21 protein-coding genes, 1 tRNA gene and 1 pseudogene are annotated in these 20,863 nt (G+C 70.1%); 13 read left to right on the plus strand and 10 right to left on the minus strand.

The genetic code is table 11. The annotated features are described in order from the left end of the window. Positions 1-95: pseudogene (locus ABZV42_RS40925) on the plus strand (transposase); the annotation flags it as partial. A gap of 1,739 nt (positions 96-1,834) precedes the next feature. Continuing rightward, a tRNA-Met gene (locus ABZV42_RS40930) sits at positions 1,835-1,908 on the plus strand. A 122-nt stretch (positions 1,909-2,030) separates the two neighbouring features. On the opposite strand, the gene ABZV42_RS40935 is transcribed toward ABZV42_RS40930, so the two are convergent. After that, a complete protein-coding gene (locus tag ABZV42_RS40935) occupies positions 2,031-3,083 on the minus strand; it encodes an LLM class flavin-dependent oxidoreductase (protein WP_356057259.1) in 1,053 nt (350 codons plus the stop codon). An 89-nt stretch (positions 3,084-3,172) separates the two neighbouring features. Continuing rightward, the gene (locus ABZV42_RS40940) at positions 3,173-4,096 is read right to left on the minus strand and encodes an LLM class F420-dependent oxidoreductase (RefSeq protein ID WP_356057261.1); all 924 of its coding nucleotides are present in this window, start codon (positions 4,094-4,096) and stop codon (positions 3,173-3,175) included. Positions 4,097-4,451: 355 nt separating this feature from the next. Here ABZV42_RS40940 and ABZV42_RS40945 point away from each other — a divergent pair, with 355 nt between their 5' ends. Together ABZV42_RS40945 and ABZV42_RS40950 are read left to right on the plus strand one after the other, a co-directional pair. Continuing rightward, complete coding sequence (locus ABZV42_RS40945) at positions 4,452-5,522, plus strand: zinc-dependent alcohol dehydrogenase family protein (protein ID WP_355984253.1); 1,071 nt, start codon at positions 4,452-4,454, stop codon at positions 5,520-5,522. Positions 5,523-5,769: 247 nt separating this feature from the next. Next, the gene (locus ABZV42_RS40950; protein ID WP_356057264.1) at positions 5,770-6,279 is read left to right on the plus strand and encodes a DUF2231 domain-containing protein; all 510 of its coding nucleotides are present in this window, start codon (positions 5,770-5,772) and stop codon (positions 6,277-6,279) included. 100 nt (positions 6,280-6,379) lie between these two features. On the opposite strand, the gene ABZV42_RS40955 is transcribed toward ABZV42_RS40950, so the two are convergent. After that, positions 6,380-7,369: a nitroreductase gene (locus ABZV42_RS40955; RefSeq protein WP_356057266.1), complete on the minus strand. Its 990-nt coding sequence runs from the start codon at positions 7,367-7,369 to the stop codon at positions 6,380-6,382. Between the two features lie 423 nt (positions 7,370-7,792). Beyond that, positions 7,793-8,101 carry a hypothetical protein gene (locus tag ABZV42_RS40960; protein WP_356057268.1) on the minus strand — a complete coding sequence of 103 codons (309 nt, stop codon included), beginning with the start codon at positions 8,099-8,101 and terminating at the stop codon, positions 7,793-7,795. A gap of 282 nt (positions 8,102-8,383) precedes the next feature. On the opposite strand from ABZV42_RS40960, the gene ABZV42_RS40965 reads away from it, so the two are divergent. From ABZV42_RS40965 to ABZV42_RS40990, 6 genes are all read left to right on the plus strand, one after another. Continuing rightward, a complete protein-coding gene (locus tag ABZV42_RS40965) occupies positions 8,384-8,461 on the plus strand; it encodes a putative leader peptide (protein ID WP_355984252.1) in 78 nt (25 codons plus the stop codon). Between the two features lie 481 nt (positions 8,462-8,942). Next, positions 8,943-9,209 carry a hypothetical protein gene (locus tag ABZV42_RS40970; protein ID WP_356057269.1) on the plus strand — a complete coding sequence of 89 codons (267 nt, stop codon included), beginning with the start codon at positions 8,943-8,945 and terminating at the stop codon, positions 9,207-9,209. Next, on the plus strand, positions 9,206-10,099 hold the full coding sequence (locus tag ABZV42_RS40975) for an ABC transporter permease (RefSeq protein ID WP_356057270.1): 894 nt from the start codon (positions 9,206-9,208) through the stop codon (positions 10,097-10,099). Before ABZV42_RS40970 ends, ABZV42_RS40975 begins: the two co-directional genes overlap by 4 nt. Continuing rightward, entirely contained in the window at positions 10,096-10,827 is a 732-nt protein-coding gene (locus ABZV42_RS40980; protein ID WP_356057271.1) for an ABC transporter ATP-binding protein, read from the plus strand. Before ABZV42_RS40975 ends, ABZV42_RS40980 begins: the two co-directional genes overlap by 4 nt. A 45-nt stretch (positions 10,828-10,872) precedes the next feature. After that, the gene (locus tag ABZV42_RS40985; RefSeq protein WP_356057272.1) at positions 10,873-11,925 is read left to right on the plus strand and encodes an aliphatic sulfonate ABC transporter substrate-binding protein; all 1,053 of its coding nucleotides are present in this window, start codon (positions 10,873-10,875) and stop codon (positions 11,923-11,925) included. A gap of 38 nt (positions 11,926-11,963) precedes the next feature. Continuing rightward, entirely contained in the window at positions 11,964-13,292 is a 1,329-nt protein-coding gene (locus ABZV42_RS40990) for an LLM class flavin-dependent oxidoreductase (protein ID WP_356057274.1), read from the plus strand. Between the two features lie 247 nt (positions 13,293-13,539). Here the strand turns inward: ABZV42_RS40990 and ABZV42_RS40995 are convergent, their stop codons facing one another. The 5 genes from ABZV42_RS40995 to ABZV42_RS41015 form a co-directional block, all read right to left on the minus strand. Continuing rightward, positions 13,540-14,631 carry an AAA family ATPase gene (locus ABZV42_RS40995; RefSeq protein WP_356057276.1) on the minus strand — a complete coding sequence of 364 codons (1,092 nt, stop codon included), beginning with the start codon at positions 14,629-14,631 and terminating at the stop codon, positions 13,540-13,542. After that, positions 14,628-15,236, minus strand: coding sequence for a nicotinamide riboside transporter PnuC (gene pnuC / locus ABZV42_RS41000; protein ID WP_355984229.1), 609 nt, complete (start codon positions 15,234-15,236; stop codon positions 14,628-14,630). Before pnuC ends, ABZV42_RS40995 begins: the two co-directional genes overlap by 4 nt. A gap of 390 nt (positions 15,237-15,626) precedes the next feature. After that, complete coding sequence (locus ABZV42_RS41005; RefSeq protein ID WP_355984228.1) at positions 15,627-16,235, minus strand: superoxide dismutase; 609 nt, start codon at positions 16,233-16,235, stop codon at positions 15,627-15,629. A 352-nt stretch (positions 16,236-16,587) separates the two neighbouring features. Then, positions 16,588-17,223 carry a TetR family transcriptional regulator gene (locus ABZV42_RS41010; RefSeq protein WP_356057278.1) on the minus strand — a complete coding sequence of 212 codons (636 nt, stop codon included), beginning with the start codon at positions 17,221-17,223 and terminating at the stop codon, positions 16,588-16,590. A 202-nt stretch (positions 17,224-17,425) separates the two neighbouring features. Then, positions 17,426-17,938 carry a MarR family winged helix-turn-helix transcriptional regulator gene (locus ABZV42_RS41015; protein ID WP_356057280.1) on the minus strand — a complete coding sequence of 171 codons (513 nt, stop codon included), beginning with the start codon at positions 17,936-17,938 and terminating at the stop codon, positions 17,426-17,428. A gap of 115 nt (positions 17,939-18,053) precedes the next feature. Here ABZV42_RS41015 and ABZV42_RS41020 point away from each other — a divergent pair, with 115 nt between their 5' ends. Both ABZV42_RS41020 and ABZV42_RS41025 read left to right on the plus strand, forming a co-directional pair. Continuing rightward, complete coding sequence (locus ABZV42_RS41020; protein ID WP_356057282.1) at positions 18,054-18,428, plus strand: DoxX family protein; 375 nt, start codon at positions 18,054-18,056, stop codon at positions 18,426-18,428. A gap of 720 nt (positions 18,429-19,148) precedes the next feature. Next, positions 19,149-19,994 carry an LAETG motif-containing sortase-dependent surface protein gene (locus ABZV42_RS41025; protein WP_356057284.1) on the plus strand — a complete coding sequence of 282 codons (846 nt, stop codon included), beginning with the start codon at positions 19,149-19,151 and terminating at the stop codon, positions 19,992-19,994. A 202-nt stretch (positions 19,995-20,196) separates the two neighbouring features. Here the strand turns inward: ABZV42_RS41025 and tnpA are convergent, their stop codons facing one another. Beyond that, positions 20,197-20,625, minus strand: a complete 429-nt coding sequence (tnpA, locus tag ABZV42_RS41030; RefSeq protein WP_356057286.1) for an IS200/IS605 family transposase — start codon at positions 20,623-20,625, stop codon at positions 20,197-20,199. Positions 20,626-20,648: 23 nt separating this feature from the next. Between tnpA and ABZV42_RS41035 the strand changes: the two genes are divergently transcribed. Next, positions 20,649-20,863, plus strand: a 215-nt coding sequence (locus tag ABZV42_RS41035) for a helix-turn-helix domain-containing protein (protein ID WP_356057288.1), incomplete at its 3' end; no start/stop codon positions are given.

The following is a 20,863-nucleotide window of genomic DNA, read 5'->3' on the forward strand; positions in this document are numbered from 1 at the left end:
TCGTCCACAACCTTCACGTCCACTTGGTGTTTGTCACGAAGTACCGGCGCGGAGCCATGACCGACCCGATCCTGACACGCTGCGAAGAGATCATGGCGCGGGCCGGACGGGAGAGAGTGCGGCGGAGCTTGCGCTGACGCACGAGGAGTACGGTGCGGGCGTCGGCGTCCCGGCCGTGCTGCCGGTAGTGCGCGCCCAGTTGCTCGTAGGGCTGCGGGACGAAGCCGGCCGGGTCACGGTCGAGCCAGGGCAGTCGGTCGCGGGCGGGGAGCAGCGGCTGGACGCTGTCGTAGGCGAAGCCGTCGAGGACGAGAGCCCGGGGCCAGGTCGCCGGGTCGTCGCGGAGCACTCCCACTCGACTGTGGCTCAGGTCGACGATGCCCCGGGGGGCTTCGGCGAAGCACAGCACCAGTTCGGCGGCGGTGGACCGGCGGCAGGTGAGGGCCCTCTTCCCGGCCGGAGCGTCGATGCGCGCGCCCCGGAAGCAGAGCCGGGCGCGGACCGTGACGCCGCCGACGGCCACCCGGCCGTGTGCGGTGAACCCGTTGCAGCAGTTGAACTCGGCGCCCACCTCGGCCCCGTGGGCCCGCAGCGCGGTGTCCGTGGTGTCCTCGCCGGTCGGGGCCGTGAGGTCGGCGCCCTCGAAGAGGACCGATCCGCCGATCCGCGCGTCGCACAGGTCGATGGTCCCGCGGGAGACGAAGCCGCTACGGAAGTTGAGGTTGCCGCCGACATGCAGGCGGTCGGCCTTGAGGGCGTCGCCACTCGGGTTGTCCAGCACGGCCCGCTTCAGGGTGACGGTGCCGCGCACCGAGGTGTCCCGCAGTTCGAGGCACCCGTGCACGGTGAGCCCCCGGCCGGCCTGGATGTCGCCGCCGACGGTCGCGCACAGGAGTTGCAACGCGGGTTCGCCGCGGTTCTGGCCGGTGCCGGTGAGGGTGGCGTCCTCAAGGTGCACCGAGCCGCCGATGGAAGCGCCGTAGAGGTTGACGGGGCCCTCGGAGACGAATCCCCGGTCCAGGTAGAGGCCGCCGTCCACGTGGAGTTCGGGTGCCTGGAGGCGGACGCCTGGGCCGCGGAGTCGGGCCCCGCGGAAGCCGACGGTGTTTTGTACCTGGGAGCTGTTGAGGTGGACCGGTCCGGTGCAGGTGGTGCCGTTGGCGGAGAAGTCCTCCTCCACGGAGAGGGATTCGGCGTCCAGCGACGGGCTGTCCGGCGGGGCGGTGAGAACGGAGCGGTCGAGGGAGAGTCCGGCGCCGACGGTCGCGGAGCGCAGGGTCACGGTGCCGTCGATTCGGCAGTCGAGCAGCGCGCACTCGCGGTCGAAACGGGCTCCGGCGGCGCCGAGCCCGGGCAGGTCGCAGTCGCGCAACTCCAGACCGCCGAAACGCGCGCCGTCGAGGCGGGGCGCCCGTTCCAGTACGCAGCCGTGGAGCCGTACAGAGCACGCGACGTCGGCTTCGGTGAGGTCCAGAACGCCCGTGACGCGGGCGCCGCGCAGCCGGAGTCTGGCCAGGTGCCCGGGTACGGGCGGCGGGGGCGCGAGCATGACCCGGCGCAGCACCGCCGCCTCCACCTCGGGCACGTCGTCGCACCACTTGCCACGCCGGTACGCCTCCCAGACCCGGAGCGCGTGAGGTTCCCAGCCGTCCGGTGCGCTCCCGTCGCTCGTCATCAGCCCCTCCCCTCACCCCGCGCGGCCCTCCCCGGCCGTGGAGCACCGGCATGGCTACCCAGGCGACGACCGGGCCAAGCAGAGCCGCGAGGGAGGCCGCCGCCGGTGTCGTATTTCGAGCGGTGGAGTGCGAATGGCTCGTATGATCGCCGGCGGGACAGGGTTCGTAGCGCAGAGGTCGTCGCGCCTTCACCTCATGTGGGAGGACGCCGGTTCGAATCCGGCCGGCCCTGTCCTGCCTCTCGCTCTCGCGCCGGGCGCTCGCCCGCAAGCGGTCCGCGGGCGGTCCGGGAGCGGTCCGGCGGCGGTTGCCCGCCGGGTGGGCCGGACGATCGAGCCGGAGTGACCGGAGGGTCTAGGGTCCGATCGGTGTGAGGGCGCCGGGAGCGGCCGGGCGCCAGCCCAGTTCGGGTGCGATCAGGTGCCGTGTGTCGTGCAGGATCTGCTCGTACTCCTCCCGGTGGAACTCGTACGGCAGCTCCAGGCGCAGCTCCGACACCTGCGCGAGGACCGGGTCGGCGCTCAACTGCTCCAGGATCTGTTCGGCGGTGCCCACCACGTCGGGGGCGAACAAGGTCCGCTTCGGGCCCTGGGGTGCCAGGGTCCGGGCGTGACGGCCGGCTGCGTACGCGCGGTAGCGGGCCCGCCCGGCCGCGTCCGCGCTGTCGAAGGGCACGATCACCCGGCCCAGCGCCACCCGCGCCCGACCCTCCGCGCCCCGCGGGCACAGCGCCCGACGGTACTCGGCCAGCAGGTTCAGCTGGGCCGTGGTGAAGTCGTCGGTCTCCTCGCCGGTGACGATGTTGCCGGTCAGCAGGCCCAGGCCGTTCTCGGCGGCCCAGCGGACCGAGCGCAGGCTCCCTCCGCCGTACCAGATACGGCGGGCCAGACCGGGAGCGTGCGGTTGCAGGCGGGGGCGCTGGACGTTGCCCGGCGAGTGGATGACCGTGTCCGGGCCGCCCAGGTGGTCGCCGCGCAGGTTGCCGAGGAGGCGGGCGATCCTGCCGTACGACAGGTCGAAGCGGCGCCAGTCCCCGTCGTACACGAGGTCGCCGAGCAGGTCGGCATGCGGCATCCCGGTGCTGAAGCCGATCTGGAGGCGGCCCCGGGACAGTACGTCGGCCAGCGCCAGATCCTCGGCGAGCCGGAAGGGGCTCTCGTAACCGATCGGTATGACGGCGGTGCCGAGTTCGATCCGCTCGGTGCGCTGGCCCGCGGCGGCGAGGAACACCGCCGCCGAGCCGACGCCGTGTTCGAGGTGCCGCTGCCTGATCCAGGCACCGTCGAAGCCCGCCCGTTCGCCGTACTCGAACAGCTGGAGCGTCTCCTCCAGGCCGGTGTACGGGTCGTCGTCGGCGAAGTTGCCCGGGGTGAGAAACGCCAGGGAGGTGATGGTGGGAGTGGTCATACGACGTTGGTCCTCAGCTCGTGACGGTAGGGCGAGCGCGCGGGGCGATCATCGGGATCGCGGGGGAGTGGACGGGGCCACCGGTCGACTCAGCCGGCCAGTTCGCCGAGGAGCGCCCAGGTGCGGCGCCGGTCCGCCGCGCCCGCCATTTTGGTGCCCGAGAAAACGATCTCGGTGGCACCGGCGTCGCGGTAGCGCCGTACCTCGGCCTCGACCGCCTTCTCGTCGCCGATCACCGCCAGGTCCGCGGCGCGCCGTCCACCGGAGAGTTCGATGACCCTGGCGTAGGAGGGGATCTGCTCGTAGAAGGCGAGGTTCTCGGTGGCCCTGGCCCGAACGGTGTCGACATCGTCCGTGACCACACCGGGCACCAGGGCCACGATCCTGGGTGCGGGCCGTCCGGCGGCCTCGGCCGCGGCGGTCAGGGCGGGCACGATGTGGTCCGCGAGGGCGCGCGGTCCCGCGAGGTAGGGCAGGATCCCGTCCGCCAGCTCTCCGCTGACCCGCAGCGCCTGCGGGCCCATCGCGGCGACGAGCAACGGAACACCGGGCTCCGCGCCCGGTACACGCGCGGGGATCGGGGTGGTGGCGGAGAGTAGTTCGCCATGGAAGTCGGCCGTGCCGGTCTCGGTCAACTGGCGCAGTGCGGTGAGGAATTCGCGCAGGCGGGCGATGGGGCGCTCGAAGGGCAGGCCGAAGCCGTTCTCCGTCAGCAGCTTCGTGCCCAGCGCCAGTCCGAGGTGGTAGCGGCCGTGCGTCGCGGCCTGGGCCGTCTGCGCTTGGCTGGAGACCACCAGTGGGTGGCGGCCGAAGACGGGGATGGCGGAAGTGCCCACGTGCAGGTCGGGAACCGCGCGCCCGACGATCGCGGCGAGCTGGGGTGAGTCCGCGCCGAAGCTCTGGCCGAACCAGACGGACCGCAGACCGGCGGCCGCGGCTTCCTCGGCCAGTCGCACACTGGCGTCGACCTGGTTGTGTGCGCCGGATGTGTCGAGTGCTGCACCAACAGTCATGTCCGTTGGAACGGGCGGTCGGTGAGCTCGCATTCCGTCCGGGTGTGACGGCTTCGTGTCATTCGTGTGATGCGCGGTGCGCGGTGCGCGGTGCGCGATCTCAGCGGTCCCGCTGGTCGAGCCGGTCCACCGGCCCCCAGGTCTGTTGGTCCATCGGTCGGCAGGCCAGGTGCCGGACGTGGGCCGGTGCGGGACGTGGGCCGGTGCGGGACGCGGGCGCGGCAGTCGTTCGACCTCGCCAGGAGGCCGGACGGCAGGCATTGGGGGCCGGACGGCCCAAGCGGAACGCCTCGCAACGGAACAAGCTGGAATCGGAAGGTCATCTCGTAAGGGACAGGGAAGGGTGAGCGAGATCATGAAGGGCTACGTCTTCCACGGTCCCGGGCAGTCCGCCTGGGAGGATGTCCCGGACCCGGCGGTCAAGGAACCCACCGACGCCATCGTGCGGGTCGGCGCCGTCACCATCTGCGGCACGGATCTGCACATCCTCAAGGGCGATGTCCCTGAAGTGCGTCCGGGCACGGTCCTCGGCCACGAGGCGGTCGGCGAGATCATGGAGGTCGGCAGCGATGTGCGGACCGTGCGTCCCGGCGACCGGGTACTCGTTTCCTGCATCAGTTCCTGCGGCCGCTGCCGCTTCTGCCGCGAGGGCATGTACGGCCAGTGCCGGGGCGGCGGAGGCTGGATCCTCGGCCACCTGATCGACGGCACCCAGGCCGAGTACGTGCGTGTCCCCTTCGCCGACCTCTCCGTGCACGCCCTGCCCGGAGCCGTGGAGAGCAGGGACGCCGTCCTGCTCGCGGACATCTTCCCGACGTCGTACGAGGTCGGTGTTCTCAACGGGCGCGTGCGCCCCGGCGACACTGTCGCCGTCGTCGGGGCCGGGCCCATCGGCCTGGCCGCGATCGCCACGGCGCGGCTGTTCTCGCCCGAGCGGATCGTCGCCGTCGACCGTGCCGCGTCCCGGCTGGAGGCCGCCCGGCGACTGGGCGCCGACGCCGTGGCCGACGCGGGCGAGGACCCGGAACAGCTGATCGCGGACCTCACCGACGGGCTCGGCGCGGACGTGGTCATCGAGGCGGTCGGGCTGCCGGAGAGCTTCGAGCTGTGCACGCGCATGGTGCGGCCCGGCGGCCGTGTGGCCAACATCGGCGTCCACGGCAGGCCCGCGACGCTGCACCTGGAAGACCTGTGGATCAAGAACGTCACCATCACCACCGGCCTGGTGGACACCGGTTCCACCCCCACCCTGCTCCGCATGGCCGCGGCCGGCCGGCTTCCCACCACGCAACTGGTCACCCACACCTTCCCGTTGGAGCACATGGAGGAGGCCTACGACGTCTTCTCCCGCGCCGCTGACACCGGCGCGCTCAAGGTGGTGCTCGGCGCGCCGTCGCACGAGGAACTCGCCGTTCCCGCCGCCTGAGAGGACCTCGCCGTTCCCGCCGCCTGACGAGAGCCGGCTTGCGGCGGGCGGACCGGGACACCGTCGATCTCACCGGGGTGGAGGCCTCATCGACCGGGACACGCGGTGTGGTTGTCGACCGGGACCCGCGGTGTGGATATCGACCGGGACCTGCGGTGTGGTCCTCAGAGGAAGCTGAGAAATTCCTGTGCGAGGCTGGCGCGCCTGATCAACAGCGTGAGTACCCATGCCTCCCAAGGAGTTGCCGATGAGCCTGGTCAACGGCCTGCCCGCACACGTGCTGCTTGTGCATTTCGTGGTCGTCCTCGTTCCCCTGACCGCACTGGCTCTCATGGTCTGTGCGATATGGCCCAAGGCGGCCCAACGCCTGGGCGTCGTGCTGCCGCTGCTCGCCCTGGTCACGCTCGCGAGCGTGCCGCTCACCTCCAACGCGGGTGAATGGCTGGAGGGACACGTCGACGACAACGCGCTGGTGCGCCGTCACGCCGAGCTCGGCGACGGTCTTCTTCCCTGGGCCGGGGGCCTGTTCGTCCTGGCGGTCGTCGTCTGGTGGGCGATCGGCCGCGCCGCCGTTTCCGGGACCCCGGACGGCACACGACGGCCCGCCACGCTCGTACGGGCCGCGGCCGCGGTGCTGTCGCTCGTGGTGGCCGCGGGAGCCGTCGTGGACGTCTACCGCATCGGCGACTCGGGGGCGAAGGCGGCTTGGCAGGACGGCTATTCCAAGACCGCCTCGCACGGGGGAGACAAGGGCTGATCCGAGGTAGGCCGCCCCACGTCTCTCGCTCGCCCATGCGACGGCGTCACCGGGGGCGGGCTTCTCCTCACTGATGCTTCGCCTCACTGATGCGAGGGCGTCAGAGGATCTCGAGCACCTCGGCCACCGGCCGCCGCGGGCTCGCCGCGCCCTCGGGGCCGTGGCCGAGCCGGATCACCATCTGGACGTTCGCCATGGCGGAGAGCGGGTCGCGGACGGCCCACCGGATGTCCTGCCACTCCAGCGGCTGGGAGGTGATGGAGGCGACGAGTCCGTCCGCGGTGGCCTGGAGCAGAACCCGCTCCAGCGCCTGGCCCGCGCACAGCCAGTCGACGGGTTCGTCACGGGCCGTCCCGAGCAGTGCGATGTTCGGGTCCCGCTCGAAGACGGCCCAGCCGCGTCCGGGCACGGGACGGCCGACGGCGAAGTCACGCACGGGGGCCGAGGTGCCGCGTTGCCGGGGACCGAACGCCCGGCCGGGGATGCCGTCCGCCGTCCCGGTGACAGCGGCAGGCTCGGTACGAGTCCACCGAACCGTCTCCGCGCGCACTCCCGGGTCGACTGCCTCCGAGTTCTCGGCGTCCCGGACCATGTCGAGGATCGACCGGACATGCCAGGGGTCGGGGAAGAACAGTTCCGCGCTCTCGGAGCGAGCCGCCTCGGACAGCCTTTGCCTCGTGGTGGCAGGGATCTGCTCCTCGCGGAAGGGAAAGCGGCTGGAGTGACGACGCCGGATCGAGGGGGCAAGGCGGGCGAGCGATTCGTCGGGCCGGCCGGTGCCGGACAGGTGCACCTCGGCGAGGAGCCCCGCGGAAGCCGGATCGGGCAGGAGCCGCACATCCGGCGCCAGCCCGGCCGCCGCGGCTGCCACGCGCAGATTGAACAGCGCGGCGCCGCAGCCCATACGCAGCCCACGGTTCTCGGGATCCGTGTGGGGGAGCGCGCGCTCCGGGTCGGCGAACAGTTGGATGACGCCCGTGTCCCGCAGAAAGCGGAATGCCCAGGGCTGCGCGTTGTGCAGCGAGGGAGCGGCGGTGGCGTCCGCCACGAGTGCCTTGATGGTGTTCGCGGAAAGAGGTTCTGTGTTCACGGCACTTTCCTTTCGCACGGCTCCTCGTTCCCTCCGTCCGGCCTGGGACGCAGGAGTGGGTGGCCCCCTCAGCGGATCCTCCGTCGCGAAGCGGTGGGCGGGATCGGGGTACGGCCCTCGCCTGCCTGCGGTGGTGCGGAGAAGTGCCGCCCGCCGATTCCATGGAACGCCTCCGAGACACCGGTCCGGCAGGGGCCATTGGTCCTCGAAGAGGGCCCCGTCCGACCCTCCTCCGCACCGGGACGGGCCGGCTGATGCCCCCGAGGCGGTCAGTCCCCGGAACAAGGTCATGTTCGTCACGTACGGCTTCAGGGCCCTGTGCCATCAGCCGGACGGGATTGGCCGTCGCAGAGTCCACCGGGGATACGACTGGCGCGAGGGAGAGCCGGGATCATGCCGGGAAGCCATCACAGAGTCGTGGGGTCAACGGCCCGTGATCTCCCGACGGGCGGCATCCCACACCGCCTCGAATTCCCGCGAGGTCAGCTGATCCGGTTCGTGGCCCTCCCACTCGGAGACCGGGAGCCCTGCGGTAAGTCCGAACCTGCTCTCGTACTCGGCCAAACCGCCGGTCTGCTGGGCGAGTTGCCATTCGCCGAGGGCGGCAGCCGCGATCGGGAGCAGCTCGGTACCTTGGAGTGCGACCTGCCGGGTCACCCGACCTTCGGCATCGACCTCGAAGTAGAACCAGATGACTTCCTCGTCCCAGTAGCACCGCATCCACGTCGTCACTTGGCGGCCTGCCTCTGCGACGGGGCGATGCGGCGCCGGAAGAGGTCGACATCGGTTTCAGTCATCCACTGATTGAACAGGCGCGCAACCGAAAGGATCAAGGTGCCATGGCGTACGAGGTTCTCCGGGCGGCGTGCGGATTCCGCGAGTGCGCGCGGGAGGACCAGGACCGGCTCGCGCGGAACCGCCCGGGGTAAACGGAGAAACCCTCCGTGTCCGCCATGCAAGAACTGACCTGAATTGCTTGACCACCGCTGTGGCCGTCTGCTGAACTCCCGTTCCATGAACCCGCGCGTGGAACTGACCCGGCGGCGCCACATCGATCTGGCGCACGTCGCCAGCGCTTTTTGTTGTCGCTGATCCGGCAAGTCGTCCCCGGCAGCGATCGACGCGCACCGACTGTGCGCGTAGGACGGACGCGGTACCGAACCGCCCGTACCGTCCTGCTGTTCCGCGGGATCGTCGCATCCGACTCCTGAGCCCCCGCGTCCGCGGCCTCACCTCGTACCTCTGCGTCCCTGTCGCGGCAGAACCCTCTGCGGCGTAGGGGCCGGGAGGCTGTACGAGCGGGCCGTCGTGGTCTCTGAGGAACGGGCGAGCCGTGTGCCGGTCCCTGACCGATGGCGCGGCCCGCTGTCGGGTTCGGCGAGCCGGTACCGGTCCCGCGGCGGCCTGATCTCCCCGGCCGCGCTTTCCGCGTGACCATCGGCCGCGTGCCCCCATGCCTCGACCGCAGTGCCGCCCCGACTCAGGTCGGCCGGCCCGCGCGTCGATCCTTCGTCGCCGCACCCGACCCTTCAGCACACGGTGGTATGCCCACCTCCCCGACAAGGACCTCCTCATGCCTGTCTCCATCCGTAAGCTCACCGGCCGCATCGGCGCGGCGGCCGAGGGCGTCGACCCCACGGCGTCACCGGACGATCCCACGCTCACGGCGCTGCGTGACGCCCTCGACGAGCACAAGGCGCCGTACGGCGGCCAGACACTCATCGCCAACGCCGCAGCCGCCGACCGCGACCTGCCCCGGCGACTGCGCACCCTCACGGACTCGATGCGCGTCTTCGGTGACGCCTCGCACCACACCGGTGTCCTGGCGGTGGCGGCATGACCGAGGTCCGTATCCCGGCGCCGGTCCTTCTCAAGGGATCTGACGCCACGACGAAGAGCGAGCCGGAGCGCGAGGTGTTCCTGCCGAGTGGCGCGCGCCGCCGAACGCCGCTCGGCACACTCCGTGAACGGCTGAGTTGGCCGCTGGGCATCTACACGACTCCGGTCGTGCTCCTCGTCGCCTGGGAGGCACTCGCCAGGGCCGGAGTGCTGGCCAAGACCTACGCCCCGGCGCCCACCTCGATCGTGAAGTCCGCCGTCGACCTGTGGCAGCAAGGGGTGCTCGGCCCGGACCTGGCCATCTCGCTGCAACGGGCCGGGATCGGTCTCGCGATCGGCCTGACGGCGGGCATCGTCGCCGGAGTGCTCGGCGGACTGCTGCGCAGCGGCGAATACCTGTTCAACGGCGTCGTACAGGTTCTCAACACGATCCCCCTCCTCGCGGTGCTGCCGCTGATGATCGTGTGGTTCGGCATCGACGAACTCACGAAGGTACTGCTGATCTCCTTCGGCGCGGGCGTCCCCATGTATCTCAACCTGTTCGCCGCCGTCCGCGGTGTCGACCAGCGGCTGATCGAGATGGCACGCACGACCGGAGCGGGCACCTGGCGCCTGGTGACGCGGGTGCTGGTGCCCGGATCCCTGCCGGGCTTCCTGGTCGGCCTCCGCTTCTCCCTCGCCTACAGCGTCCTCGGACTCGTCGCCGCGGAAACGGTCAACGCGGACAAGGGACTTGGCTTCCTCATCACCCAGGGACAGACCTACCTCCAGACCAACCAGGTCTTCGTGGGCCTCGTCATCTACTCACTCCTCGGTCTGCTGGCCGACCAGTTCGTCCGGGCTCTCGAGCGGGTGCTGCTGCGGTGGCGCCCCAGTTATGAGGCGTCATGAGCAGCACAGTGGCAACGGATCTCCGCCGGCGGACCGGTGCCGTCGCCGAGCGGGTCGTCCGGCGGTTCGGTGACCGGGTGGTGCTCGACCACCTCGATCTCACCATCGAGGACGAGGAGTTGGTGATCCTGCTCGGTCCCTCGGGCTGCGGCAAGAGCACCCTCCTGCGACTCCTCGCCGGACTCGACCGGCCCGACGGAGGACGCGTCGAGGTCCCGGCGAGACGGGCGATCGTCTTCCAGGCCGACCGACTGCTGCCCTGGCAACGGGTCCTGAGCAACGTCACCCTCGGCCTGCACGGACCCGACGCGGACCAGCGCGCCCGCGACGTCCTCGCCGAGGTCGGCCTCGCGGGTCGCGAGAAGGCATGGCCCAAGGAGCTCTCCGGCGGCGAGGCCCAGCGGGTGTCGCTGGCCAGGGCGCTGGTCTCCGAGCCCGAACTCGTCCTGCTCGACGAGCCGTTCGCAGCCCTCGACGCCATCACACGGCTACGCATGCACGACCTCGTACGCGCACTGCGGACCAGACACCAAGCCGCCATGCTGCTCGTCACCCACGACATCGACGAGGCGATCGCCCTGGCCGACCGCGTCCTCGTCATGAGCGACGGCCGCATCGGCACCTCGCACCAGGTCCGACTCTCCGCCGCGGAGCGCGAAGCGAGTGTCGCACGCGAGGAACTCCGCGCCTGGCTCCTGGCGGACCTCGGCCTCGCCGGGCAGCACTGATCTCCCTGAACACCCTCACCCAGCACAGAAAGCCCAGGACATCCCATGCGCAAGACAACCAGCAGACTCGTCACCGCCGCCGCTCCCCTCGCTCTGGCGGGCTCCCTCGTCGCCTGCGGATCGTCCTCGGACACCGCCGCGCCGCTGAGCAACGCCGGCAACGCGAGCAGTGCCCGGCATCCCGAGTGGAGCAAGTACACCTTCACCATCGGAGACAACGGGGGTGACGGCAGCCAGGCCCTCGCGAAGCTGACCGGCGTCTTCGACAACGCGCCCTACAAGGTGAAGTTCGCCCGCTTCACCTACGGCCCACCGCTCGTACAGGCCGCGGCGTCCGGGGACATAGACCTGGGCAGTGTCGGTGACGTGCCCCCGATCACCGGTGCCGCGAAGGAGTACGGCTTCAAGATCGTCGCCGTGAACCGCTCGCTCACGCCCGACCAGGCGGTGGAGAACATCATCGTCCCGAAGGGCTCAGAACTGAGGACGGCCGCCGACCTCAAGGGCAAGCGGATCGCTGTTCCGCAGGGCAGTTCCGCCCACGGACTGGCCCTGAACGCACTGAAGAGCGTCGGCCTGGGCCCCAAGGACGCGAAACTGGTGTTCCTCGACCCCGCTGCCGCCGCGACGGCGTTCAACACCGGCAAGGTGGACGCCTGGTCGATCTGGAACCCGCAGTCCGCGATCGCGGTCAAGAACGGCGCGCGGATCCTGGTCAAGGGCCTCCCGCCGATCGACCAGACGAGCAGCTACTACGTGGCGAGTGACAAGTCGCTGAAGGACAGGACCAGACGCGCGGCCCTCACGGACGCGCTGAAGAGGCTCTCCCGGGAGTACGCCTGGGCCATCCGGCATCCGGAGAAGTACGCGCAGGCGCTCTCGCAGGAACAGGGAATCCCGCTGGAGGACGCCAAGGCCTCCCTGGCCGCCTACTCGAACCGGGTGACCCCGGTGGAGAAGCCGGACATCGAACTGGAGCAGAAGCTCGCGGACGCCTTCCTGGAAGCCGGCCAGATCACCAAGAAGGTCGACCTCGCGTCGATCACCGACAACCTCCTCCCGGCCGGCTACGACAGCTCGAAGCTGACCTTCAACTGAACCCCGCCATCCCCCTCGACACCCGAAGGAGAGAACCCGTGACCGAAAGACAACGCCGGCTCCACCTCAACGCCTTCCTCATGGAAGCCGGCCACCACGAGGCGGCGTGGCGGCTCCCGCACAGCAATTCCCGGGCGGACTTCGACCTGCGCCACTGGATCGAGCTGGCGCGGCTCGCGGAGAGCGCCAAGTTCGACTCGCTGTTCCTGGCGGACGGCCCGGCACTCATCGGGACCGGTGAATTCCGGCCGCCGGGCCAGCTCGAGCCACTGACCCTGCTGACCGCCCTGTCCCAGGCGACCAGCCGGATCGGCCTCATCGCGACCGTCTCGTCGACGTACAACGAGCCCTACAACCTCGCCCGTCGGCTCGCCTCCGTGGACCATGTCAGTGGCGGCCGGGCCGGCTGGAACATCGTCACCTCGGCGGGGGCTGACGAGGCCGCCAACTTCGGCCTCGACGTCCGCCCCGACCACGCCGAGCGCTACGCTCGCGCCGACGAGTTCCTGAAGGTCGCCAAGGAACTGTGGGACAGCTGGGAGCCGGAGGCCGTCGTCGCGGACAAGGCCGGCGGACGCTACGCCGACCCCGAGCGGCTGCACAGGCTCGGCCACCGGGGTACGTACTTCCAGGTGGCCGGCCCGCTCAACGTCGAGCGTCCGCCGCAGGGTTACCCGTTGCTGGTGCAGGCAGGCTCCTCTGAGGACGGGAAGGACTTCGCGGCCCGCCACGCCGAGGCCATCTTCACCGCGCACACGACCTACGAGCGCGCGGCCGCCTTCTACGCCGACATCAAGGCACGGACCAAGGCGGCGCGACGCGACCCGGACGGCGTGATCGTCCTGCCCGGAATCGTCCCGTACATCGGGTCGACCGAGGCCGAAGCCCGCGCACTCGCCAGGGAGTTCGACGAACTGCGTGTTCCGGAGTACGGGCTGCGCCAGCTGGCCGCCGTCTTCGAGACCGAGCCCTCGGTCTTCGAACTCGACGCGCCCCTGCCGGACTTCATCCTCGCGAGGCCGAAGCTGGAGGGCTCACAGAGCCGTTCCGACCTGATCATCGACCTCGCGGTACGCGAAAAACTCACGGTCCGTCAGATCATTTCGCGACTCGGCGGCGGCCGTGGCCACTTCGAGTTCATCGGCACGCCCGAGCAGATCGCGGACACGATCACCGCTTGGTTCGAGGGAGGTGCCGCGGACGGGTTCAACATCATGGCGCCCGCCCTGCCTTCGGGCCTCGCGGCCTTCATCGAGCACGTCCTGCCGATCCTGCGCGGCAAGGGCCTGTTCCGTGAGGAGTACGAAGGCACGACCCTGCGCGAGCACTACGGGCTTCCGGTCCCGCCGAACCAGTTCCGGACCTGACCGCTGGACCGCGGACGCCCACCGCGTCGCTCGGCACCGGGACCGTCCCGGGCCGGGCGACGCGCCCAGCGACACGAGGAGTTCTGCACCCGGACCGGACAGGCCGTCCGGCCCGGCGAACAGCTTCGGTTCTACCGGGCGGGCCAGACTGCGCGCTGGGTGCTGACCTATACCGGCGCAGTCGTCGGGATGATGTGGACGGACGTGGTCCCACCGCGAACAGACTTACGCGGACGGGACCCTGCCGTCACCGGCGCTCCGGGAGCGGGTCGGCGAAGTGCCAGCCCTCGGCGAGCAGGCCGTCCACCGCCGCCACGGCGATGCGCAGCCGTTCCTCGGGGCTGCCCGTGACCAGCAGGAACCGGCGGTCGGTGCGCTCCAGTTCCTCCCGGAACCGGGCGGTCATCCACGGGCGCAGGTGCGGGCCGTCACGCAGGCCGTCGTCCTCGAAGGGCACGCCCTCGTGGTCGGTCAGCAGATACAGGTGGCGCGGGGTGTGGGCGGCGACGGCCGCAACCTCGGGGCTGGGCGTGCCGAGGTAGCGCTCGTGCCAGATCGAGGTGGCGAACGAGTCGGTGTCGCAGAAGAGCACCGGGGAGCCGCCGCCGGCCGCCCGCTGTTCGTCCGCGTCCTGGCGACGGGCGATGACGGGGAACTCCTCGGAGGTGAACTCCACTTCCGTCCAGTCGGCTCCGGGGTCGACGGCCCGCAGGGCGTCGAGCTTCTCCTCGCTGTACGCGCGTCCGTACTCGGGCACCCAGCCGGTGTCCGTCCAGATGCCGCCGCGCGCGCGGTAGTGGGCGGTCAGCGCCCGGGAGAGAGTAGTGGTGCCGGTGGACTCGGCGCCGAGGACGACCACGCGCCGGGCGAGGGCGGCGCGCACGCCCGGTCCGAGGTACGCCCAGCAGCCCACAGGGTCCTTGCGTACGGCCGTACCGGAGACGGGGTACAGGGTGCGGTCGGGGTCCACACCGACCTCGGCCGCCCCGAACCGGCGGGCCAGTTCGGCGCCGTAGGACTCGGAGGTGAACACGGCGTCCACCGGCTCGGGTACGGCGGTGCGGAAGACCGCCATGTGGGCATCCCACACGGCGGGATCCAGAAGGTCCACCGGGTGGTCGTCGACGGCGCCGACGACCTCGGCCCCCGGGTGGGCCTCGCGCATCCACGCCATCCGGTCGGCGAGCGGCACCGACTCCACGGACGCGGCGCAGACCAGGACGGTCAGCCGCTCACACTGCGCGAGGGCGGTGCGGACGAGGTGGTGGTGACCGGCGTGCGGCGGATAGAACTTGCCGAGCACCAGGCCGTGGCGGTACTGGCGGGCGGCTGCGCTCACGCGGTCACCGCCGTCGCGGGGCGGGGAGCGCCGGCCGCGAGGGTGCGCCGCCAGCCGAGGAGGCCGGCCACGCACAGGGCGAGGAAGCCGGCGTACAGCAGGGAGGTCAGATACAGGCCCTTGTAGCCGTACAGCGGGATGTAGACCAGGTCGGCGGCGATCCAGAGCCACCACGACTCCAGCAGTTTGCGGCACTGGCCGTATGTGGCCGCCAGGGAGAGCGCGGTGGTGAGCGCGTCCCAGAACGGGACGGTGGAGTCGGTGGCCCGGTCCAGGAGCAGGGTGAGGGCGGCGGTGCCGAGCACTCCCGCGGCGGCGAGCCAGGCCCATTCGGCGCCCGTGGTGCGGCGCACCGGAAGGGCTCCGGCGGTGTCGGGTCCGTCGCCGCGGGCCCAGGTCCACCAGCCGTATGCGGCCAGGGCGATGAAGACGACCTGGAGACCGGCGTCGGCGTACAGGCCGGCTTGCAGGAAGAGCACGATGAAGAAGACGTTGTTGGCTATGCCTACAGGCCAGTTGGCCATGTGCTGACGGGCCACCAGCCAGACGCAGACGGCGCCGGTCGCGAAGCCGAGCGCTTCGGTCCAGCTGAGGTTCCAGTTCACGGGCGAACTCCTTTATGGTCAGCGTGACTATAAAGGAGGTAGGGGTCCGGGACAAGGGAGTAGTCGGGCGGCACTTGGGTACTTGCGTCCGTGCCACCGCAGTTGGCGACTCGGCCCGCCGCGAGGCGCTCCGGCCTCTTGCCGCGACAGAGGCCGGTCGGCGGTCAGGCCGACCTGGAAGTACGGATGACGCAGGGTTCACCCATGTCCGGCCCCTCCTCCGGGTGGTTGCCGGCCGGGTATCGAAGCCGGTCGGCAACCACCGCTGATGTCGACGCGGTTCACCGACTGGTCACCGCCTGCGAGTGAGCGCTCCACGCTGCCGATGAATGAAGTACGACGCCCGCGATGCCGGGTCTGCGGCGCGGTCGGCGCGGTCGGCGCTTTAGGTCAGGCGTTGGCCGCCTTGGTGAACCGGGCGGTGACGTCCTCCCAGTTGACCAGGTCCCACAGCTTGGTGACGTAGTCGGGGCGGACGTTCTTGTACTGGAGGTAGTAGGCGTGCTCCCAGGCGTCGAAGACGAGCAGCGGGGTGCTGCCCTGGCCGACGTTGCCGTGGTGGTCGTAGACCTGCTCCACGATCAGGCGCCTGCCGAGAGGCTCCCAGGCGAGTACGCCCCAGCCGGATCCCTGGACGCTGCTCGTCGCGACGGTGAGCTGCTTCTTGAACTGCTCGAAGCCGCCGAGGTGTTCGTCGATGGCGTCCGCGAGGGCGCCGTCGGGCCGGTCGCCGCCGTCGGGGGAGAGGTTCTGCCAGAAGATCGAGTGCAGGACGTGGCCGGAGAGATTGAAGGCGAAGGTCTTCTCGAGCCCGACCAGTGAGGCGGGGGTGATCTGGTCCTTGTCGCGGATCTCGGCGATCTGCTCGAGGGTGTCGTTGGCGCCCTTGACGTAGGCGGCGTGGTGCTTGGCGTGGTGCAGTTCCAGGATCTGCCCGGTGACGGCCGGCTCCAGTGCGGCGTAGTCGTAGGGCAGGTCGGGAAGCGCGTAGGTGCCCATCAGGCACGTCCCCTTTCCGGGTGGGTGATCGGTCCGGGACACCCTATGCCTTTATTGCGAATGACTTGCAACAGCGTAAGTAATGCAGCAACATGATCTGTGGCGGGGTCGGCCCGTCAGTCTTCGGAGTCCGAGCGCCGTTCCGTCCGTCCGGCGCGTCCTTCCCGGAGAGTGATCGTCTTCTCACCCGGCAACCGCCGGTCCCGGCCGGCTCCGCTTCGCCACGCGGCGACCCCGGGCGCCGACGGCCAAGGCGTCGGCGAGGGTCGGAGCGGTCCCGAAGGTGTCGCGAGGAAAGTTCCCTCTGCTGGTGCTGGTGCTGGTGCTGGTGCTGGTGTTGGGCCGGTGCCGGTCAGACCTGTTCTGGCACACCAAGGACCGCGCACACGGCCCGTGCGATGTGGGGCGGGGTCGCTCCCGGGTCATGGGCGGGCAGCAGCAGGTGGCTGAGGGTGAGGCGTACGGCCAGATCGGCCGCGGCGGTGCGGGAATCGTCGTCGGTGTGCGGCACGGTCGCGGCGAGCCACACGCAGAGCAGTCGCCGGGTGCTGGAGAAGACGGGTTCGGGTCTGCTGGTCAGGAAGGGCAGTAGGGCGTCCGTACCCCCGCGCGTGGCGGTCAGTACGGCGCCGACGAACGGATTGACGGCGGCCTGTTCCAGGGCGTGGGCCACGGCTGCCTCCAGTGCCTGGGCAAGGCGACCCTGGTGGGAGTCCAGCACCGCGGCCAGGCCGACGAGGGACTCGTCCGTCTCGTGCTCCACCAAGGCGCGACCGATACCCGCCCGGTCGCCGAATTCCTTGTAGATCGAGGGACGTGAAACGTCTGCGCGCAGAGCGAGGTCTGCCACCCGGACGCGGTCCCAGCCGTCTTCGGCGGCCAGTGACCTGGCCTCGGTGATGACCCGCTCGCACATCTGCTTGCGCCAGGCCACGCGGGGCGGATCCGGCCGGGCGTACGGCGTCGCGGAGGCATGGCCGTCAAGCATGGCCGCAGTGTGCCATGACGGGTGCGCGGTCCGTGCTGTTCCGTGCCATGACGAGTTCCGTGCCATGACGAGTGGCCGATCACGGGTGGACATGGCCGACCGGTTCGACTGCCGCCAGTCCAGCGGCAGCCCGGCGGCAGTCGACCCCGTCGGCGGGCGGGCGAATCGCCGCTCGCGCCCGCCCGCCCCTCCCTGTGACTCTCTACTTCTTGGGCCGGAGCCGGTCGACCTCGCCGTTGATCAGGGGATGCGCAGGATCGATGGCGCCGACGATGCGTGTTCCGATGGTGGTGATCTGGCGCACCTGGGTGCGGGTGAGGGCGTCGAAGACGTAGCTGCGCACCGCCTGGACGTGCCCCGGGGCGGTGGCGGCCACCTTCTCGAACCCGTCGTCTGTGAGGGTGGCGACGGTGTAGCGGCCATCGGTGGGGTCGGTGCTTCGGGTCACCCAGCCGCGCTTCTCCAGACGGCCGACGACCTGGGACAGGCGGGGCAGCGAGCCTTCGGCGAACGCCGCCAGCTCGCTCATGCGCAGGGTGCGCTCCGGGACCATGGACAGTCCGGCCATGACTTGGTACTCGAAGTGACTGATCCCGGCGTCACGCTGCAACTGCGCGTCCAGTGCCGCGGGCAGCCGCATCAGCAGACTGCCCAGGGCAACCCAGGCCCGGTCTTCCTCGTCGTCCAGCCAGTTGGGCTCCTCTGAGGTCTCCATTCTCCCATTCTAGCTTCACGTATGAAGTGATCACCCCAACCATTGACTTGCATCGTTAAGTAATGGATCGTAGTCTCAAGTTAAACATTTAAGTCACAAATGAGTCTGGAGCACGATGAACGTCCTGATGTGGATCCTCGCCGGAGTGCTGGCTGCCGTCTTCCTCGCGGCCGGTCTGATGAAGCTTTCGCAGCCGAAGGCGAAGCTGGTCGAGGCCGGTCTCGGCTGGGCCGAGGATGTGGACGGGCGCTCGGTGAAGCTGATCGGGGCGGTGGAGCTGCTCGGTGCGATAGGGCTCGTGGCGCCCGCGGCCCTTGGAATCGCCTCGGTGCTCACGCCGGTGGCGGCGCTGGGTCTGGCGCTCGTCATGGCCGGCGCGATGGTCGTCCATGCCCGCCGCCGGGAGACGTCGCTGATCGCGATGAACCTGGTACTGCTGGTTCTGGCCGCTGTCGTCGCGTGGGGCCGGTTCGGCCCGTACTCCTTCTGATTCGCTTCGGGGCGCCGACCGCGCTTCCGTGCATGGTCGGTGCGTCGGTCCCGTTCCTGTGCGTGGACGGCGTCCCGGCCCCGTTCCTGCGCATGGACGGCGCGATCGCCCAGCTGTGCGCGCTTCCGCCGGTCCCGCCCGGGAGTCGGCGGAAGCGCGCTCGGTGACGAGAGTGCCACTGTGGGTGCGCTTCGACACAGGGGGCCCGGTGTCAACGTTCTGACTGGCCGTCAACTCCCCCAACTCATCGGTCTGCGCGATGGATCGGTTCGATGTCCGGGCCTTTCGCCGGGATGGACTCCTGGTCGGATGTGCCGGGACGGGCCCCTGGTCGGGTGTGCCGGGAACGAGTCGACTGAAGTCGTCGGAGGGTACGAGATCATCCGCGCTCCGGCGCCTGCGGCATGGGGATTTGGCCCGCCGGCCGACGTCGGCGAAAACGGCGCGAGGTGGCTGCTGTGTTGAACGCGTGGAGAATTGACGGGAGTTGTGAAAGGTGACAAGAATGTGGCTCGCTTCGCTGTGTCTCCAGAGAGCGAAATGACGCGAGTGACACAGGTGACCAAGTCTTCTTCGGTCATGCCTTCATGGCATCCGCCCATGTCGGCCGCTCGCACTCTGCCACCTCCCACACCCTGACCTTCACAGAGGCCCATTTTGTCGCGTTCGCAACAAACAAGAATTCTCGCCGCTCTCGGGGCAACGGCTTTCGCCGGTGCGATGCTCCCCCTCATCGCGGCCGGGACCGCCGGCGCCACGACGTCCGGTGACTGCCAGTCCGCCACGGTCCAGTACCGCATCGTCGACGCGGACGGAAAGCCCGTGGGCGCGGACTGGTCCTCCCAGGGCGGGTTCCACCAGTGGGACAGCGTTCCCGGAACCGTGGAGGTCCGGCTGGCCCCGGGCCAGAACGTCGGCGAAGGCTGCAAGTACCCGGTCTCCCTGGCCGAGTACACCACCGAGGGGCCGAACTGGTTCGTCTCCGGCCACCAGACCCAGGTCGACAAGGCCACCGTCTACCTCACCGCGGCGGACGTCGCGGACTCGGCCGACGCGAAGCAGACCTGGCAGAAGCTGACGGTGCGGGCGCCCGACTGCTTCGGCCAGATCGACCTGTACGGCGACGACGTCTCGTACGACGGAAAGACCGGGGAGGGACACGGCCCCCTGCCCTACGAGCCCGACAACATCGCCACGCCTTACCACCTGATAGCCGCCTGGAACGGTGGCGACAAGAAGTGCACCCCCGCGACACCGGCCTCGCCCACGCCGTCGCAGTCCGCCCCCGCCACGCCCTCGACGCCCGCGGCCAGCCAGCCGCCCGCCGATGTGACGACGCCGCCGGCCACGCCCAAGCCGTCCAGCACACCCTCAACGACACCGGACGTGCCCCCGCTGTCGTCGACGCCGCCCGCCACCCCGAAGCCGTCGCCCAGCGACAGCAGGCCGCCGTTGGCCGAGACCGGCGCGAACGGCATGCTCGGCCCGATCGCGGGGGGCGCGGCACTGGTGATCGTCGCCGGAGCCGGTGCGGTTGTCATGTCTCGCCGTACCCGTCGCTCCTGAGACAGGCACCCGGGATCACTCCCGTCCGTTAGAACTCTCCACCGACTCCGCCCGTAGGACATCGACGCCGACCGCGTCGACCTACCTCTGCTCTTGCGAGAGTGGCCCGGCCTTCAGGTCGGGGGTGAATCGCATCTGTGGACTGCTTTGACCTCAGCTGTGGGCACGGGCCTGCGCTACCTGCCCGCGCCCACGGCTGTGCTCAGTGCGGACGCTTCTGCTGTGTGATGTGGTCCTTGACCACCTGGAGCGGAGCGCCGCCGCAGGAGCCGGCGAAGTACGAGGGTGACCAGAACCGGCCGTGCATGATCGCCGGGTTGACCCGGCCGGTGAACTCCGCGCGCAGGCGGCGTGAGGAGACGCCTTTGAGGCTGTTGACCAGGCTGGCCAGGGCGACCTTCGGCGGGTGGTGCACGAGCAGGTGGACGTGGTCCGTCTCACCGTTGAACTCCTTCAGCTCCGCGGCGAAGTCCTCGCACACCTTGCGCATGACCTGTTCGCAGCGCGTCAGCGTCTCGTCGTTCATGACTCCACCCCGGTACTTGGTGACAAATACCAAGTGTGCGTGCAGGCTGTGGACGACTGTTCGACCCCTGCGGATATCGGGATTTGGTTCCCATCGTGGCGACATAGGCCAACGTTAGAGTGATTGCTATGCAGCTCCGGTACTCGTTCCGCGTGTATCCGAGTGCTGGTCAGCGCATGGCGTTGGCGAGGGCGTTCGGGTGTGTGCGGGTCGTCTTCAACGACGCGCTGCGTGTGCGCGAGGAGGCTCGAGCGGCGGGGCTGGGGTTCGTCACCTCGGCGGAACTGTCCAGGCGTCTCACCGCCGCGAAGCGGACGCCGGAACGGGCCTGGCTCGGCGAGGT

This window comes from Streptomyces sp. NPDC005281, from assembly GCF_040607495.1.
Taxonomy (GTDB): Bacteria; Actinomycetota; Actinomycetes; order Streptomycetales; family Streptomycetaceae; genus Streptomyces.